Source organism: Pantoea sp. ABR1s (genome assembly GCF_057812235.1).
In genome coordinates, this window is the sequence record NZ_JBSZSY010000004.1 from 104888 (window position 1) to 121719 (window position 16832).

Here is a 16832-nt window from a genome sequence, read left to right on the forward strand (position 1 = left end):
ACGATGTCTGTCAGTTCTTTTCAGAACGTAAATATGAGTAATTAACATTATCAAAGCAGCTTTTATCGATAATATTTAAAGTGATTCACGCGCGATTTATTTTTCTGCTATTTTTTCCTCAGTTCAACACTCTTTTTCCTGAATTCCCCAGCATCAATTTTTACCCCGCTATCGACATAGCAAAGCGCGATTTTGCCTTTTCGACGTCGGACAGAATGCTATATAACGCCCCGTTATCCTGTCTGTTGCTTAAACAAAATCGCAAAACAGTGAGCCGGAGTCCGCTATCCCTGTTAATACACCACCGTTTTAGCCACGGACGCCAGTCGTTCACGCAGCCACTCATGCCCTTTGTGATGATGGGTTCGGTCATGCCAGGCCATGATTTTACTGAAGCCGGGGATGACCAGCGGTGGCGGCAACATGACCAGACCCGTGGTGTCGACCGCCAGTCGTTTCGGTACCACGCTTACCAAATCAGTGACGCGCAAAATTTCCGGGAGCACAAGAAAACTGCAAACTGAGAGCGTTACCCGGCGGGCCCGGCCAATCGCAGCCAAAGCCAGGTCGGTAACCCCATGAAAATTTCCGCCGGGCCACGAAACCAGCGCATGATCCTGCGCACAGAACTCATCCAGCGACAGCGTCGCACTGCCCGCCAGAGGATGATTTTCACTCAGCAGACAAACATATTCTTCATTGAACAGTTGCCGTGTATGCAACGTCGGCGGCGTGGTATCTGGTGTCAGCAACGCCACATCAACTTCCCCATGTTCATATTGTCCTGACAGGGTCTCGCTGTTCACGGGTACCACCGCGACACGTATACCTGGTGCTTCACGTCGTAAATGCGCAATAAACGGCAAAATCACCGCACTAAGCGCATAATCCGTTGCAGCAACATGTAACGTCATCTGTGAAAGGGCCGGATCAAACTGTTGCGGCTGAAGTAATTCTCCCACCTCCGCCAGTATCGCTTTTACCGGCCCGGCCAGTTCCAGCGCCCGCAGAGTCGGCACGATGCCGCGTTGAGCCCGGATAAACAGCGGATCATCAAAACTTTCACGCAGTCGTGTCAGCATACCGCTTACCGCAGGTTGCGTCAGGCACAGACGTTCAGCCGCTCGGGTCACGCTGCGTTCATCCAGCAGCACGTCCAGCGTTTTTAATAAATTCAGGTCAACGTTAAGCAGATGATTGTTCATTCTTCCCCTGTGGCACAAGGTTGAATCTAGATATTAATTTAAATAATATCACAGATAAATTATAACGATTAGCCTTATATGTGGAGGGATCAGATACTGCGTTTTCCACGGCACTGATTACCGGTGCAACCGTTACAAGGCAGGAAAACGTAGAATGAAAATGAACGCGATTCACTGGCCAGAAGGATTTATCCCAGGTCTGACTGATAATTTCTGTTCAAACGAGGTGATTGTCACTGACCTGACGCCAGAAGCCGTCTGGCCGTTGCTGGCTACCCCCGCTTGCTGGCCTGAATATTATGCTAATTCCGCTAACGCACATTTTTATGACAATAAAGGGCCAGTACTGGAGCAGGACGTGCGTTTCTGCTTTGAGACTTTTGGCTTCCGGGTTGAGGCAAAGGTAACGAATTGTGTTCCGCCAGTTAATGGCGAAGTAGCACGTCTGGCCTGGCACGGTTGGTCGGGTGAGGAAGGGGCTGCCGACCGGCTTGATGTTCTTCATGCCTGGTTGATTGAAGCGCTGCCAGGAAATCGGCTGCGCATTCTGACGCAGGAGACGCAAAACGGAAATCCGGCGAAAGAGCTGGCTGCCGCTAAACCTAATCCGATGATTAATGGGCATCAGGAGTGGCTGGATGGACTTGTCGCTGCGGCAAGGTCAATTAAACGCTGACTGGCGAAGAGGATGACTATTTCTAACCGGCGCGTTATCAGCGCGACGGTTGCCTGTTCCGGTTGGGTTTAACATTAACGTGAGCCTCAGACAGCGCTACCCTCTTATGTATTTAATGTCAGCAAGAGTGTGCGCCGTTTAAGCCTTACGGGATTGAGAATAATTAAAGGATTTACCTGCCAGGCCTGAAGTGCCTTTTCTATATCGATGATTTGTACCTCTGAGGAGCAGAGCCTTTAGTGGTATCGCGCTAATTGCCATTCTGACACGTGATGAATGCCAGACCATTAATCGTACGCAAATATGTCAAGAAATCCCACTAAGTCAGCAAAAATAAATCTATCCTCATTTGAAGTTGGTGGAAGGTTCAGGTTGAAGTTATTAATATTAACTTATTGATTTAAATCAAATAATTTAATATGCCAGATTATTATTATTCACTCGTCCATCTGAAAGAAAAATTTGGATATTTAAAAAATAGAAAAGAGCTGAAATACACAAGAAATAATCTTATAGACTGTTGAATATATTGAAAATATTTCAAATTCTGATAATAAATTATCTTTTTGTTGTGTGATTTTCGATGAGGAAACATCACATTTTAGATCACTCTATTCTCCAATATTTCAAGGGGTAATATACAAAAGATCGCTTTTCCGGCATCTGTTGCCCTGAAGAAAGTGAGAAGGGTTTTTTATTAACATTATTATTTATCCATCGCGGAAAATTTCCGTTTTCAGATGGCAAAAAATCAATCTGCGTCATAGTCAATATTCACCGAGTTATTGCGCTATAGCTTTCTTTTGAAATTCATCTGCGCCTGTTAAGTGCGCTATTCAAACAGAGGTTAAAATGTCTGCAGAATCTCCAGAGAATATCTCCAGCGATCTTTCACAGTTCGTCGGTACGCATTTTGTCTATACCTACGATAATGGCTGGAAATATGAGTGGTACGCTCGCAATGAAACCACCTGCGACTACCGCATTCATCAGGGACTGGTAGGTGGCCGCTGGGTGACCAACCAGAAAATGCATGCGATTCAGTTCGCCCCTGGCATCTAAAAAGTAGACTGGCATGAGCCCACCGGCACCTGCGTCAGCCTGCTGTTTGATCTGAATCGCACCCTGGTTCACGGCACAATTTTCTTCCCGCAGTGGATTGCCGGTGAAGGTCAGCATCCGGAAAAAACTATCTGTTATCAGAATGATTTCATTGAAGATATGCACCGCTTCCGCGATGAAGGGCCGGCCTATCCGTATGTGATCATTCCAGAGTTTGCGAAAGTGACCTATATGAAGAATGAAGGTCCAGATAACGATGAAGTGATCAATCAGGCACCCGGACAGATGCCTGCTGACTACTTTGATGGTAAGTAATTAAGCCGGTCACCCGCCCCTACGGGCGGGTAGCTTCTGCCTGACGCGCCAGCGTGCGGGCGAGGATTGAGGAGTAGAGTGGTTTCCCCCCCAGAAACTGCGCCAGCAGCGTAGCGCCCAGACAGGTAATAATCATCGGCAATATCAGCTGATAGTTATCGGTCATCTCCAGCACCAGTACGATACCGGTCAGCGGTGCCCTTACCGACGCCGCAAAAAGTGCTCCCATCCCCGCGATAGCAAAGGTGCCCGCTTCCAGATGATAAAACGGGAACAGGTCCGACATGGCCACCCCAAAGGCTGTGCCGAGCAGCGTACCCAGCGCCAGCATCGGCGCAAAAATACCGCCCGGCGCACCTGAGCCAAAACAGAGCAGGGTGGTCACCAGCCTGACCAGAAAGATGATCAGCAGCAGGGTGAACGGAAAGACGCCATGGACCGCCTGTGGAATCAGTTCTGAACCGCCGCCTGCGCCAGGTGCAAACAGCAGAGCCAGAATACCGCAACCGCCGCCCAGCAATGCACCGGCCAGCACCACGCGTGCCGTTTTACCGGCATAAAAGCGCGCAAAAAGGTCCTGCGTGATAAATATCAGGCGGTTAAACAGGACGCCGACCATACCGATAATCATCCCGAGCACCAGATAGAGCCACAGCGTCTGCACGGGCGCATCAGCCAGCTTGCCGACGGAGATCACCGCCTGTTCGCCGTTGAAACAGCGGAACACAATGCTGGCCATAATCACACCGGTAAACACGGCTTTAATTGAAATCAGGTTATAGCGGAATTGCGGACGCATCTCCTCGATGATAAACAGGATGCCTGCCAGCGGCGCATTAAACGCTGCCGCCAGACCGGCCGCCGCGCCGGTTGCCAGCAGCGTATGGCGTGCCTCATTGCTGCGCATCCCCAGAATATCAATGACCATGCGGCCAATGTTCCCGCCCAGCTGCACTGTCGGGCCTTCCCGGCCCAGCACCATACCGGCACCCAGCGTGCCCATGCCGCCAAAGAACTTCACCGGAATCACCCGCCACCAGCGCACAGGCCTCAGCTCTTCCAGCGCCCCTTCAATTTCAGGGATACCGGAGCCACCCGCTTCGGGAGCAAAGCGCCTGACGAGAAAATAGCCCACCATCGCCAGCAGAGCCGAGATGGCAAAGGCGGCGGCGTAGAGCATCCAGCCCTGAAACTGCGATGGTATAAGCGTGTCAGCACGCCACTGCTGTATTGTTTCAACGGCCCGGGCAAACGCCACGCCCGCCAGGCCAACCAGCGTACCGACCAGCGCGGCACAGAACAGCATCGCCAGCGGTGTTTTATCACGATAGAGCAGGGCGCGAAACATCCGGCTGCGCGCCGCGATGGAGCGGGGAACATAAACCGGCTGCGGTGATTCTTCATTCATTGAGAGACATTCTTGTTCAACCAGACCAGCGCCCCAGTTTACTGAGTGATAAGGTGAAAACAAACGTCAGGATCAATTTCATCGGGGTAAAGGGTTAATTCGTCTGTGGTGGACAAACCACTTGCGCCATGCGTTCGCGGTAGGCTGGATCATCCTGGTTTTTCAGCGCCTGAGCCACCGCAGTCAGCGTGACCTGATTCTGCTTCTGGTTCTGCTTATCGTTAAGAAACGTCTGACGCAGTTTTTCATCGGAGATGGCTGGTGATAACTGGCACTTCTGACGCAGATCGTCAGTTATCTGCTGCTGACGCAGCGCAAACTTCAGCGTGTCGTAGGGTGCGGCTGCCACAATCAGCGGGCTTAACAGCGGCAGAATAAACAGCGTGTTGCGGATCACGTTCATGATGGTCTCCTGACTGCTGAGGACAGGATCGGGTCTTCGGCAGTTTTCAGTTGATATTAATCGCATTGAGTGATTAGCCTGAGCACAATATCCCCGACCGACTGCGGCAATGTCGCCACGGTCGACGCAATAATCATAGCAATACTGGCGTGACAGGGAGCTGACATGCAGCCACATTCCACTGAAATTCTCACCGCTGACTGTTGTATCGTCGGCGGTGGCCCGGCCGGATTAATGCTGGGTTATCTGTTCGCCCGCGCAGGCCTGCGCGTGGTGGTGATCGAAAAGCACGCCGATTTTCTCCACGATTTTCGCGGTGACACCATCCATCCCTCGACGCTGGAAATTATGCATCAGCTGGGTCTGCTGGAATCTTTCCTGACGCTGCCGCATCAGCGTGCTGAAAAGCTGGAGGCGGAAATCGGCGGACAGAGTATTACGATGGCTGATTTCTCACGCCTGCCGGTTCAGTGCCGTTTTATCGCCTTTATGCCGCAGTGGGATTTCCTGAACTATATGGCTGAACAGAGCGCCCGGTATTCGGGCTTCAGCCTGCTGCAGTCGACCTCTTTTGAGTCGCTGAATGTTGAAAATGGCAAGGTCAGTGGTGTGATAGCTTCCCGCGGGAATCAGCAACTGCACATCCGCTGTAAACTGGTGGTCGGTGCAGATGGCCGCCATTCACGCGTACGCGAAGCGGCAGGACTGACCGGACAGGAATTCGGCGCAGCACGCGATGTCATCTGGTTCCGCTTAAGTAAACAGCCGCAGGATCCCGATCTGGGTATGGGGCATAAAGGGCCACGCCAGAACTTTATTGTTATCGATCGCGGCGACTACTGGCAGTGCGGACTGACCATTCCGAAAGGGGAGTTTGAAGCGAAACAGGCCGCCGGACTCGACGCATTTAAAGCGGAAGTTGCCGCACTGTCGCCGTTCAGGCCTGCGCGCATGGCGGAAATCGAGAGCTGGGAAGCCTTTAAGCTGCTGTCGATACGGATTGACCGCCTGGATAAGTGGGCGAAACCCGGTGTTCTCTGCATTGGTGATGCGGCGCATGCCATGTCGCCGATTGGTGGGGTTGGCGTAAATCTGGCGATTCAGGATGCGGTAGCGACGGCGAATTTTTTGACCGATCCCCTGAAGCGGGGAGAACTGCAGCTGCGCGATCTGGAAAAAGTGCAGAAGCGCCGTCAGTTCCCTACCGTCGCCACGCAGTTTTTGCAAATCAAGATGAGCCGTAACAAAGCCAGAAGAAAACCTTCGGGAAGCAGCAAGGTTCCCGCGATTATCCAGCGCCTGCCGTTTCTGCGTTTTGTACTGGGACGCCTTATCGGTCTGGGCTTCAGGACGGAGTCGCCGCAGGTTGCGCACATGAAAGAAGAGCGTTAAATGATTTCGACAGCGATCAGATATCATGCGACACTGTTTCACTGTGAAAGTACTGTCAGATTGAGCCGCTATTTATCTGATAATTGGGCGCTAATTGAGCATTCCTGAGCTAAATTATTTTCGATTTTTGCGCCTGCATAGGAGAGGTTTCAGTGCATAACGAGCAAAATGGCAGCGACGTAAAACGTCTGAGTGCGATCAAGGCACTTTTGTCCCCGGATGAAGCCCGGGATAAGGTGCTGGAAAGATTCGTTAATCTCGCCAGCCAGGTGCTGGGTATTTCTGGCAGCTTCATTTCAATTATTGACGATCATAACCAATATATTAAAGCGTCCCGCAACTTCGATCTTAAGCAATCGACCCGTGATGAATCTCTTTGCCGCCACGTCATTGATGGTGAGGGACATCTGGTGGTGTATGACACCTTACTGGATGAGCGCTTTGTCACGCACCCATTTGTGAAAGGCGATCCGCATATTCGTTTCTACGCCGGTGTCTCGCTGCAGAACCTCGACGGCGCGGTGCTGGGCACGCTCTGCGTCACCGACACCCAGCCACATCCCTTTAGTGATGAGAAACTCGCTACGCTGCGCTCACTGGCTACGCTGGTCACCTCATTTCTGGATGCCTGGAACAATGCGGGTTTTGCCGACGTCATTACGCACCTGCCGAATCGCCCACGTCTGATTCGTGATATTCAGCAACTGACCCTTGTCGCACCAGAGAGCCGCTTCCGCCTGATTCTTATCGACTGCCTCGACATCATTCGCGCCTATGAGCTTTCCCGTGCGGTGGGCATTGCGCCGATGGAGAAACTGCTAAAGCAGATGGCGCAGGATGTCGCTCACCGGCTCAATCTTCCGGAGAATGAAACGCTCTATACTTTCGCCCCAGGCCGTTTTGCTATTGTTCAGCCCTACTCGGGTCGTTATACCGCACATAACATGATCGACCTGTTTAAGGGCATGAAGGCCGATCTGGCGGAAAATATCACGCTCGACCTGGATGTCTTTACCGGTGAAACAGAGTTTGTACCGGGCCAGATGGATGCCAATGAAACGGTGCGTCAGGCCGTGAGCGCGCTGCATGAGGCGGTTGATGAGAACATCAGTGCAATGTGTTTTGAAGAGAGTTACGACTCGCGGCGCACCGATGACTTTATGATCATGAACGATCTGGCTCAGGCGCTGAATAAAGACGAAGAGCTTTACCTGGCCTGGCAGCCTAAAGTGTGTCTCAAAAGCGGTAAAACGGTCGGGCTGGAGGCGCTTATCCGCTGGAATCATCCTGAGCGGGGCGAGCTTTTCCCTTCAGAATTCATTCCGTTAGCGGGTAAAACCAACCTGATTTCCGATCTGACCAACTGGGTTATCGATCACACTATTGAGCAGCTTGCGCGCTGGGATCGCGAATACGATCTGATTCCGGTTTCGATCAACGTCAGCGAACGCGACTTCGCAAAGCCCGATTTTGCCGATCGGCTGGTGGCAAAATTAGCGGCGGCTCAGTTACCCAATTCTATTCTGGGCATTGAGTGCCTGGAGAATGAACTGATCACTAAAACCAATGTGGCGATCAGCGGGCTGGAAGCGCTTAAATCACACGGCTTTGTGATCTCGCTGGATGATTTCGGCACCGGCTACAGTAACATCAGCTATCTGCAGGATATCCCGCTGGATGTGATCAAGATCGACCGATCCCTGATCTCGCGTATGGGTGAAGATGATGCATCAAAAATCATCGTCAGATGCATTATTCAGATGCTGAAAGAGCTGAACTACACCGTGCTGGCTGAGGGCGTTGAGACGGAAGCCACCCTGACGTTGCTGAAAACTTACGGTTGCGATCAAATCCAGGGCTACTTCTTTTCAAAACCGCTGCCAGCCAGCGATATTGAACACTGGCTTTATCAGAAGTGATGCCAGGAAAATGGCCCGCAGCGATCGTTGCGGGCTCTCTTATTACTCACTGCCGGTGGCGTAGCGCTCAACCGGCGTGATGCTTTTAATCAGCTTGTTATCAAACAGAAATTGCTCGTAAGCCTGATAGCGTGCGCGATCCAGTTTTGCCGGATCGGCGGCAAACAGCGGCAGGGTGGCACGCCATGCCTGATGATTCAGCGGTGTGTTCAGCTCCGGATGCGCGCGGGCAAAGGCCTGCCAGCTCTCCTCCGGGTGCGCCTGCAACTGCGCATTACCCTTCTTCAGTGCCCGCAAAAACTTTTTGATTTTCTCCGAGTGTGCCTCATCACGGTTGGCGACGATGATCAGTTCGTCATAGGCCGGAACACCATAATCCTCGACGTTGAAGACTACCGGTTTTTTACCGTGCTGTTTCATCTCCAGCGCTTCGATATTGCGATAGCCGCCGATAACCGCATCCACCTGCCCGGTCATCAGGGCGCTGGTGAGCTGGAAATTGACGTTAACCAGCTTAACCTGATCGGCCTTAACGCCATCATGGTTCAGCATGGTCGCCAGCGTCGCCTGTTCAATGCCGCTGACCGAATAGCCGATGCGTTTCCCTTTTAAATCCGCCGGTTTTTTTACCGTTTCGTCTAACGTCATCAGCGTGTTCAGCGGACTGTTAATCAACGTACCCACCCGCATCAAGGGCAATCCCTGATCGGCGAAGAAATGCAGCTGCGGCTGATAGGTTATCGCTAAGTCCGCCTGCTTTGCTGCCACCAGACGCGGCGGCAGCGCCGGATCGGAAGGCGGCACAATGTTAACCTCCAGCCCTTCTGCCGCAAACGCGCCGGTCTGCTGGGCCACCATAATGGGTGCGTGATCGGGGTTGATATACCAGTCGAGCACCAGTGTCAGTTTCTCCATCGCCTGAGCCTGTGTGGCTAAGGTGGCGCTGAACAGCAGGGTAAACAGAGGCATTTTTGTCATGGGTTTTCTCATTGGTATAGTCATTAATGTGTCTCGGGTGCCCAGGTAATCAGGCGGCGCAGCAGGATGTCGAGGGTCAGCCACAGGGCCAGCGTCATCAGCACCAGAATAAACAAGGCGGCGAAACAGAGGTCGCTCTGCATCCGGGCGTTGGCATTCAGCATCACGTAGCCCAGCCCTTCGGCCGAGCCGACCCATTCACCGATGATTGCGCCTATTGGCGCGACGGCTGCCGCCATCCGCAATCCTGAGCCCAGGGCTGGCAGCGCGGCTAACAGCCGGACATGGCGCAGTTGCGCTGCAGGTGATGCGCCCAGCGTGCGAGCCAGATCGAGATAGCCGGGGGTGACGCGACGCAGGCCATCAAAAAAGGCGGAGGTCACCGGGAAGAAGATTACCAGGACAGCCATCGCGACTTTGGCGCCCATGCCGAAACCAAACCAGAGCACCAGCAGCGGCGCCAGGGCAAAAACCGGAATCGCCTGGCTGGTGATCACCAGCGGCATCATCCAGCGCTGCAGCCATGGCGAAAAGGTCATGCCCAGCGCCAGCACACTCCCCAGCAGCACGCCGAGGGCCATGCCGCTGACGATCTCGGTCAGGGTAATCAAAGTGTGATGGCCGAGATAACCTGCGTTTAGCCACAGTGCGATGGCGACCGCAGCGGGTGAGGGCAGCAGAAAGGCCGGAACCGAAGTCAGTGTGGCGAGCCACCACAGCGCAATCAGTCCGGCAAACAGCATCACTCCACGGTGAAGACCGGCAAAACCTTTGTGTAATCTCATCCCGCTATCCTGCTCAGCTGCTTCAGCAATCCGGCCTGACTCTGCAATACCTGTATGTCGTCTGCAGCCCGCGGTGGCTGGCCCGCCAGGGGCGGGCAGGTTTCAATTCCCGCAGAACCGATCACCAGCATGTGGTGACTGAGCCGACAGGCTTCAGCGGCGTCATGGGTAATCAGCAGCACGGTGTGTCCGACCAGCACTTCTGCGGCCAGCGTCTGGATCTGAGCGCGGGTGAGTGCATCCAGTGCGGAGAAGGGCTCATCCATCAGCACAACGGGCTGACGGGTGTAGAGGGTGCGGGCCAGCGCGGCGCGCTGACGCATCCCGCCGGAAAGTGTCGCGGGTCGCGCGTTTGCAGAATGGCTAAGACCTACCCGCATCAGCAGATGCTGCGCCCAGTCGCGATCGGCCCTTTCACCTTTCAGGCGACTGGCGAGGCAGACATTTTGTTCAACCGTCAGCCATGGATAGAGCAAATCCTGTTGCCCCATCCAGGCGATGCGTCCGGTCAGTGGCAGGCCGTCGCTGCCGCTGACCTGCCCGGCGGTGGGTGGCGTCAGACCAGCAATAACCCGCATCAGGCTGCTTTTTCCGACGCCGCTGGCACCCAGTAAAGCGGTAAAAGCACCGCCCGCGATCTCCAGATCAAGCTGGCTGAAGAGTGGCTGCTGGCCATAATTCAGGCTGAGCTGGCGAATTGAAATGCCTGGCGGCACCGGACTGCACGGCAGGTTCATGAGCTGATCCGCTGGGCGGCAGCATGGTTGAGACCCATCTGCCAGAAAGCGGCTTCCAGCCGGGTTGCAGTGGTAAAAATCTCCGCCAGCGGGTGAAACCGGTGTTCACCGGCACGCTGCCGGGCCAGGGTTTCAAACAGTGAAAGTGAGGAGCGAACGCCAGCCAGATAGGCTTCGTCGCCGTAATTTTCTATCCATGCCGCGTAAGGATTCCCCTCAAAGCGGGTTGCGGGATCATGCAGTAGTGTCAGGCCAATTTCAGCGTAACCGGCAACGCACGGCATCAGCGCGGTCAGCAGCTCCAGCGCATCCCCGGTGTGACCCACGTCCAGCACGTAGCGGGTGTAGTTGAGCGTTTCCACGGCTTCGGGTTCACTCGCCATAGCCGCCTCGCTGATGCCCCATTGCTGGCAGTAAGCCTGGTGAAGTGGCAGTTCGCTGACGATGGCGTTAAGCGATGCCGTTGCGCTGCGTAAGGCTTCTGGCTCGGAAAGTTTGCTGATCAGCAGGCCCCAGGCACGGGCGAAGTGCAACAGAAACAGATAATCCTGGGTGAGATAGTGGCGGAAGGCGGCGGGTGGCAGGGTGCCCTGACCGAGTTGCCGCACAAAATCGTGCCCGATATAGGCGTGCCATTGACTGCCCGCCTGCTGGCGCAGACGACCATAAAAGCCGGTGTCGAAAAGCGGATGTGACATAGGATCTCCAGTAACAGGGAGATCCGGGCATACGGTCTGGAACAGGGAATGTTGCAGGAGATGACGCAGAAAATCTGCCGACCCGTCCCTTCGCTGGCATGACCCAGATCAGGTTCAAAGGGTTCGGCTTACGCCATCTCAGCCCATTACAGGACACCCCTCGGAGACATTGGTTATACGATAATTACTGCCGGAGTACAACGGCAGAAATAAGCGTTCTGTTCCGGCGTTGCTGTCGCGCCAGTAACAACATGACGATAGATTTTAAGTGACGTTGTCACTCAAGATCCGCGCCATTACTGGCGATGACTTTTTTGTACCACCAGAAGGATTTCTTCCGCGTGCGCGCCAGCGTGCCGTTACCCAGGTCGTCGCGATCCACATAGACAAATCCGTAGCGCTTGCTCATTTCACCCGTTGAGGCGGCAACCAGATCGATACAGCCCCAGCTGGTGTAACCCATCACTGGCACGCCATCCTCAATTGCGTCGCCCATGGCGCGGATATGTTCGCGCAGATAGCTGATGCGGTAATCATCGTTGATCTCGCCATTTGATTCGATCTCATCGCGCGCGCCCAGGCCATTCTCCACCAGAAACAGCGGCTTCTGATAGCGGTCATACATCATATTCATCGTGATGCGTAAGCCGAGCGGATCGATACCCCAGCCCCACTCACTGCGCGGAACATGGGGATTGGTCAGGGATTTCACCACATTGGCGGCGCTGCTGTTCTGCTCGTTCATTTCTGCCGAGGCGCAACGTGAGGCGTAGTAGCTGAACGAGACAAAATCGACGCTGTTTTTCAGAATGTCGTCATCGCCGTCAGCGATCTCAAGCGTCACCCCTTTTTCACGGAATACGCGGGCGGCGTAGGCCGGATAGGCCCCACGCGCCTGCACGTCAATAAAGAACAGGTTTTCGCGATCCTTTTCCAGCGCAGCCCAGACATCTTCCGGCTTGCTCGACCAGGGATAGAAGTTGCCGCCTGCCAGCATGCAGCCGACCTGGTTAATCGGATTCACTTCATGCGCGATGCGCGTCACCAGCGCGCTGGCGACCAGTTCATGATGGGCCGCCTGATACTTTACCTGATCCTTGTTCTCACCGGGTTCGAACACCAGACCGGCGCCGGAAAAGGGGCTGTGCAGCAGGATATTAATCTCATTGAAGGTCAGCCAGTATTTCACCAGGCCATCAAACGCCTCAAAGCAGCTGCGGGCATAGCGGGCAAAAAAGTCGACCATTTTGCGATTGCGCCACGAGCCATATTCAGTCACCAGATGCATCGGCACATCAAAGTGACAGAGCGTGACCAGCGGTTCGATATTATATTTCCGGCACTCCTCAAAGACCGCGCGGTAAAAGGCGATGCCTTGCGGATTGGGCGTCAGTTCATCGCCATTGGGATAGAGACGGCTCCAGGCAATCGACGTGCGGAACACGCTGAACCCCATCTCCGCCATCAGCGCAATGTCTTCCGGATAGCGGTGATAAAAATCGATGGCTTCATGGCTGGGATAAAATTCATCGTCACGCAGGGTAAAACGCTTTTCCAGACCGAGTTTGACCGGCAAACGGTGCGGGCCATGGGGAATCATGTCGACGGTGGTTAAGCCCTTTCCGCCTTCACGAAAGCCGCCTTCACTCTGGTTGGCGGCCAGTGCGCCGCCCCATAAAAATCCTTGCGGAAACCTTGAATCAGACATGCAATCCTCTTTTCCGGGTCAGCGTGACCCTTTCCTTTAGTGGCTATTAATCGCGTTAGCGCGTTCGGTAACGGGCGCAGGTTGCGTTGCGCTTTCGGGTGCGGTGTTGGTTTCGGGTTGGGTTTCAGGAATATCTTCAAAACCTAACAGCAGCGTCAGCACAAATGACAGCACCACAGACAACACCATGACCGCACCGACCCAGACAATACTCATGGGATTGGTGGGATCGAAGAACTGTACGCTGGTAAACAGGCCAGGAGAGGCCATGGAGTGGCTGGCCAGCCCGCCAATGCCTGCTACCGCGCCACAGATAAAACCACTGATCAGACAGGCGATCAGCGGTCGTTTTAAGCGGACCGCAACGCCATAGAGCGCCGGTTCTGAAATGCCGGCAATAATCGCTGATGCCGCCGCTGCCAGCGCGGTCTGGCGCAGTTCACGGTTTTTGGTCCGGAACGCCACCGCCAGCGACGATCCTCCCAGCGAAAGGTTGGCGCCAATCTCTGACGGCATCACCATGCCCTCTTTGCCGGTTTCGGCAATGGTCTGGATGATGGTGGGGGTGAACACCCGATGCATTCCGGTCATCACCAGTAGCGGCCAGATTGCGCCCATAATCGCGACGGAAAGCCAGCCAAGATAGCCATGCACGGTGTAGACCAGCGCAGAGATGCCGCTGCCGATCCAGATGCCAATCGGACCGATCAGCACAATCGCGATGGGTGCCGCAATCAGCACAATCAGCATCGGTTTCAGGAAGTTTTTAGTGACGGCAGGGGTAATACGATCTACGCCGCGCTCAATGTGCGACAGGATCCAGGTCATCACCAGCGCCGGGATCACCGTATAGGTATATTTCACCGCGGTCACCGGGATGTAAGCAAATTCCACCGCCTGACCCTGTGCCGCTTTCGCCATCAGTTCAACAAAGTTGGGATGAACCAGTACACCGGCAATGGCGATCGCCAGCGACATGTTCGTTTTGAATTTCAGCGCCGCAGAGGCGGCCACCATGATCGGCAGGAAGAAGAATGCGCCATCGCCAATCACGTTGAGGATGACCAGCGTTGATGAGCCTTTCTCAAACACGCCCGCCATATCCAGGATCATCGCCAGCAGCTTAACCATTGACCCGCCAATAATGGCCGGAATCAGCGGCGACATGGTGCCCACCAGCGCATCAAGAATACCTGCACCGATGCCTCGCAGCGTGATTTTACGTTTTACGGGTGCAGTCGATGTCGCTGCGGGCGATCCCAGCTCCAGCACCGCCTGATAAGCCTGTGAAACGTTGTTACCAATGATCACCTGGCACTGAGTGTCGTTGTGCACCACGCCCATAACGCCATTGATCGCCTTGAGCCGGGGATAGTCGACCTGAGCTTCATCTTTCAACACAAACCGCAGGCGGGTCATGCAGTGGGTTACGGCTTCGATATTGGTGAGGCCGCCTAGCGCATCAACGATGGCGCGTGACACCTCGGCATAATTTCTGGGCATGATCGCTCTTCTCTGTAGGGTAAATCGGTCAAAGTTTTTATGTTTTTGCGCCTGCGGGCAGGCAAATAGGAAACCGGTTTCACAAAATCATGAAGTGCTTTCACTGCGCCGACAAGCGCCAAAATCATCCAGATCTCTTTTTTGTGAACTCCATCACCTGATGCTGCCAGGTAACTTCGCGCAAGGGCGGGGTAAATATTTCCAACATTGAGAGGCTTAGGTAGACTGCAGGACGACGCAGCAAAGGAGCATCACCATGGCAACGATTCAGGAAGTGGCAAACAGGGCGGGCGTCTCAAAAGCGACAGTGTCACGTGTGCTCTCAGGCAATGGCTATGTCGGGCAGGAAAAGCGCGAAAAAGTACTGAAGGCGATTGCCGAAACCGGATACCGGCCCAATCTGCTGGCGCGCAACCTGGCGACAAAAACGTCTCAGACCATTGGACTGGTGATCACCAATACGCTCTACAGCGGCAGCTACTTCACTGAACTAATGGCACACTCCGCGCGCATACTGGAGCAGCAGGGCCGCCAGCTGATTCTGGCGGACGGCAAACACACCGCTGAGCAGGAAGAGGCGGCGATTCAGTTTCTGCTCGATCTGCGCTGTGACGGCATCATTATCTATCCGCGCTTCCTGAGCATTGACGCACTGGATGCGATTATCTCCCGGCACAAACAGCCGATACTGGTGATCAACCGGCGGCTGCGCGTCAACCATAGCTACTGCATTTACAGCGATCAGCACGCCAGCAGCGCCACGGCGGTGAGCTATCTGCTGAATCAGGGGCATCGTGAGATCGCGTTTATCACCGGTTCGCTCGATTCGCCGACCGGCGTCGAGCGACTTTCCGGCTATCACGCTGCGCTGGCCGCACAGGGCATTGAAGCCGATTCCCGGCGAATCGTGACCGGTAAATGGACGGCGCAGAGCGGTATGGCGGCCGTGGACCAGCTGCTGGAACGCAGGGTGACATTCAGCGCGCTGGTGGCGAGTAATGATGAGATGGCGATTGGTGCCATCAAACGTCTGACTGAATGCAACATCGCGGTACCCGGGCAGGTTTCGGTGATTGGCTTCGATGATATTCCGCTGGCGCCCTTCATCACGCCGTCGTTATCCAGCATGAAACTGCCGGTCACCGAGATGATCGATGAGACGATTAACCGCCTGCTGAACATGCTGGATGGCGGAGACTGGCATACTCAGGCACCCTTCACGGCCAGCCTGATGATGCGGGACTCCGTTACTAAAGGCCCCGGCCGTTCTGCTTAACCTGCGGCGATCTGTATCACCTCTATCGCCTGTTCCCTGAGCTGCGCTACCGTCGCCGCATCCAGCGTCTCATCGGTAATCACGTGCCCGACCTGATAACCGGATGAAAGCGGATAGGGGTGAATCTGACCAAACTTGGAGGCGTCGGTCAGGGCATAGCTCTCAGCGCCTTTCGCCAGCACGGCATCCACCACATCACAGCGCAGCATGTTGCGGCCGGTAAAACCGGTCTCCGGATGCCAGCCATCCACGCCAACAAATGCCCGGTGAAAATGAACCTGCTGGATGGAATACCGCGTCAGCGGGCCGACTACTGACTCACTGCTTTTCTGCAGCAGGCCACCGAGCACAATCACCTCACAGGTGGCTTCCCGAAGAAGCTGGGCAATATAGTGACTGACGGTAATCAGCGTAAGATCGGCGCGGTCAGCCAGCGCACGCGCCAGCAGCGCATTGGTGCTGCCGCCTTCGATGAAGACCGATTCACCCGCCTGAACCAGGCTGGCCGCATGTCGTGCCAACGCCTGCTTGATGGGATAGCGGGTATTCATGCGGGTGCCGACGTTATCGCTGTCCAGCGCCAGCGCGGAACCGTGAACCCGCCGCAGCAACCGGTCGCGTTCCAGCAGCGTGAGATCCTGCCGCACCGTCACTTCAGAAACCCCGGTAAGCTGCGCCAGTTCGCTGACCGTTACGCTGCCCCGGCTATTAACCAGTTGAATAATCTGATGATGTCGCGGGTTCATAATTGCGTTTCGCAGAAAAAA

The 16832-nt window shown here is 54.6% G+C and carries 14 protein-coding genes, 1 pseudogene and 1 riboswitch; of the genes and pseudogenes, 5 read left to right on the forward strand and 10 right to left on the reverse strand.

Annotated elements, in window-relative coordinates; genetic code table 11:
• Positions 1–293: 293 nt before the first annotated feature.
• Positions 294–1205 (reverse strand): LysR family transcriptional regulator, encoded by a 912-nt coding sequence (locus ACXKZD_RS21655; protein WP_033760668.1) that lies wholly within the window; start codon positions 1203–1205, stop codon positions 294–296.
• Positions 1206–1365: 160 nt separating this feature from the next.
• On the opposite strand from ACXKZD_RS21655, the gene ACXKZD_RS21660 reads away from it, so the two are divergent.
• Both ACXKZD_RS21660 and ACXKZD_RS21665 read left to right on the forward strand, forming a co-directional pair.
• Complete coding sequence (locus ACXKZD_RS21660; RefSeq protein WP_033761097.1) at positions 1366–1881, forward strand: SRPBCC family protein; 516 nt, start codon at positions 1366–1368, stop codon at positions 1879–1881.
• Positions 1882–2733: 852 nt separating this feature from the next.
• A pseudogene (locus tag ACXKZD_RS21665) lies at positions 2734–3258 on the forward strand (phenolic acid decarboxylase).
• A gap of 19 nt (positions 3259–3277) precedes the next feature.
• On the opposite strand, the gene clcA reads toward ACXKZD_RS21665, so the two are convergent.
• Both clcA and ACXKZD_RS21675 read right to left on the reverse strand, forming a co-directional pair.
• A complete protein-coding gene (clcA, locus tag ACXKZD_RS21670) occupies positions 3278–4606 on the reverse strand; it encodes a H(+)/Cl(-) exchange transporter ClcA (RefSeq protein ID WP_085978741.1) in 1329 nt (442 codons plus the stop codon).
• A 154-nt stretch (positions 4607–4760) separates the two neighbouring features.
• Positions 4761–5069 carry a YicS family protein gene (locus ACXKZD_RS21675; RefSeq protein WP_033773512.1) on the reverse strand — a complete coding sequence of 103 codons (309 nt, stop codon included), beginning with the start codon at positions 5067–5069 and terminating at the stop codon, positions 4761–4763.
• Between the two features lie 165 nt (positions 5070–5234).
• On the opposite strand from ACXKZD_RS21675, the gene ACXKZD_RS21680 reads away from it, so the two are divergent.
• On the forward strand, positions 5235–6461 hold the full coding sequence (locus ACXKZD_RS21680) for an FAD-dependent oxidoreductase (protein WP_033760665.1): 1227 nt from the start codon (positions 5235–5237) through the stop codon (positions 6459–6461).
• A 152-nt stretch (positions 6462–6613) separates the two neighbouring features.
• Positions 6614–8380: a sensor domain-containing phosphodiesterase gene (locus ACXKZD_RS21685; RefSeq protein ID WP_129063319.1), complete on the forward strand. Its 1767-nt coding sequence runs from the start codon at positions 6614–6616 to the stop codon at positions 8378–8380.
• 42 nt (positions 8381–8422) lie between these two features.
• Here the strand turns inward: ACXKZD_RS21685 and ACXKZD_RS21690 are convergent, their stop codons facing one another.
• From ACXKZD_RS21690 to ascF, 6 genes are all read right to left on the reverse strand, one after another.
• Positions 8423–9358, reverse strand: a complete 936-nt coding sequence (locus ACXKZD_RS21690) for an ABC transporter substrate-binding protein (protein ID WP_010670447.1) — start codon at positions 9356–9358, stop codon at positions 8423–8425.
• Between the two features lie 23 nt (positions 9359–9381).
• The gene (locus ACXKZD_RS21695) at positions 9382–10143 is read right to left on the reverse strand and encodes an ABC transporter permease (protein WP_089414733.1); all 762 of its coding nucleotides are present in this window, start codon (positions 10141–10143) and stop codon (positions 9382–9384) included.
• Positions 10140–10880, reverse strand: a complete 741-nt coding sequence (locus ACXKZD_RS21700) for an ABC transporter ATP-binding protein (protein ID WP_191914131.1) — start codon at positions 10878–10880, stop codon at positions 10140–10142. The genes ACXKZD_RS21695 and ACXKZD_RS21700 overlap by 4 nt, the downstream gene beginning before the upstream one ends.
• On the reverse strand, positions 10877–11578 hold the full coding sequence (locus ACXKZD_RS21705; RefSeq protein ID WP_060679292.1) for a TenA family protein: 702 nt from the start codon (positions 11576–11578) through the stop codon (positions 10877–10879). Before ACXKZD_RS21705 ends, ACXKZD_RS21700 begins: the two co-directional genes overlap by 4 nt.
• Positions 11579–11646: 68 nt before the next feature.
• Positions 11647–11749: riboswitch (TPP riboswitch) on the reverse strand.
• Positions 11750–11855: 106 nt separating this feature from the next.
• A complete protein-coding gene (locus tag ACXKZD_RS21710) occupies positions 11856–13286 on the reverse strand; it encodes a 6-phospho-beta-glucosidase (protein ID WP_488982316.1) in 1431 nt (476 codons plus the stop codon).
• A 36-nt stretch (positions 13287–13322) separates the two neighbouring features.
• The gene (gene ascF, locus ACXKZD_RS21715) at positions 13323–14789 is read right to left on the reverse strand and encodes a PTS cellobiose/arbutin/salicin transporter subunit IIBC (protein ID WP_488982317.1); all 1467 of its coding nucleotides are present in this window, start codon (positions 14787–14789) and stop codon (positions 13323–13325) included.
• Between the two features lie 256 nt (positions 14790–15045).
• Here ascF and ACXKZD_RS21720 point away from each other — a divergent pair, with 256 nt between their 5' ends.
• Entirely contained in the window at positions 15046–16065 is a 1020-nt protein-coding gene (locus tag ACXKZD_RS21720; protein ID WP_488982318.1) for a LacI family DNA-binding transcriptional regulator, read from the forward strand.
• Here the strand turns inward: ACXKZD_RS21720 and ACXKZD_RS21725 are convergent.
• Positions 16062–16811 carry a DeoR/GlpR family DNA-binding transcription regulator gene (locus ACXKZD_RS21725; RefSeq protein WP_061902137.1) on the reverse strand — a complete coding sequence of 250 codons (750 nt, stop codon included), beginning with the start codon at positions 16809–16811 and terminating at the stop codon, positions 16062–16064. The two genes, ACXKZD_RS21720 and ACXKZD_RS21725, sit on opposite strands and share 4 nt — an antisense overlap.
• Between the last annotated feature and the right edge of the window lie 21 nt (positions 16812–16832).

Coding starts and splice junctions, on each gene's coding strand:
- ACXKZD_RS21655 (WP_033760668.1), bottom strand. CDS start 1,205: ATGAACAATCATCTGCTTAACGTTGACCTGAATTTATTAAAAACGCTG.
- ACXKZD_RS21660 (WP_033761097.1), top strand. CDS start 1,366: ATGAACGCGATTCACTGGCCAGAAGGATTTATCCCAGGTCTGACTGAT.
- clcA (WP_085978741.1), bottom strand. CDS start 4,606: ATGTTTCGCGCCCTGCTCTATCGTGATAAAACACCGCTGGCGATGCTG.
- ACXKZD_RS21675 (WP_033773512.1), bottom strand. CDS start 5,069: ATGAACGTGATCCGCAACACGCTGTTTATTCTGCCGCTGTTAAGCCCG.
- ACXKZD_RS21680 (WP_033760665.1), top strand. CDS start 5,235: ATGCAGCCACATTCCACTGAAATTCTCACCGCTGACTGTTGTATCGTC.
- ACXKZD_RS21690 (WP_010670447.1), bottom strand. CDS start 9,358: ATGACAAAAATGCCTCTGTTTACCCTGCTGTTCAGCGCCACCTTAGCC.
- ACXKZD_RS21695 (WP_089414733.1), bottom strand. CDS start 10,143: ATGAGATTACACAAAGGTTTTGCCGGTCTTCACCGTGGAGTGATGCTG.
- ACXKZD_RS21700 (WP_191914131.1), bottom strand. CDS start 10,880: ATGAACCTGCCGTGCAGTCCGGTGCCGCCAGGCATTTCAATTCGCCAG.
- ACXKZD_RS21705 (WP_060679292.1), bottom strand. CDS start 11,578: ATGTCACATCCGCTTTTCGACACCGGCTTTTATGGTCGTCTGCGCCAG.
- ACXKZD_RS21710 (WP_488982316.1), bottom strand. CDS start 13,286: ATGTCTGATTCAAGGTTTCCGCAAGGATTTTTATGGGGCGGCGCACTG.
- ascF (WP_488982317.1), bottom strand. CDS start 14,789: ATGCCCAGAAATTATGCCGAGGTGTCACGCGCCATCGTTGATGCGCTA.
- ACXKZD_RS21720 (WP_488982318.1), top strand. CDS start 15,046: ATGGCAACGATTCAGGAAGTGGCAAACAGGGCGGGCGTCTCAAAAGCG.
- ACXKZD_RS21725 (WP_061902137.1), bottom strand. CDS start 16,811: ATGAACCCGCGACATCATCAGATTATTCAACTGGTTAATAGCCGGGGC.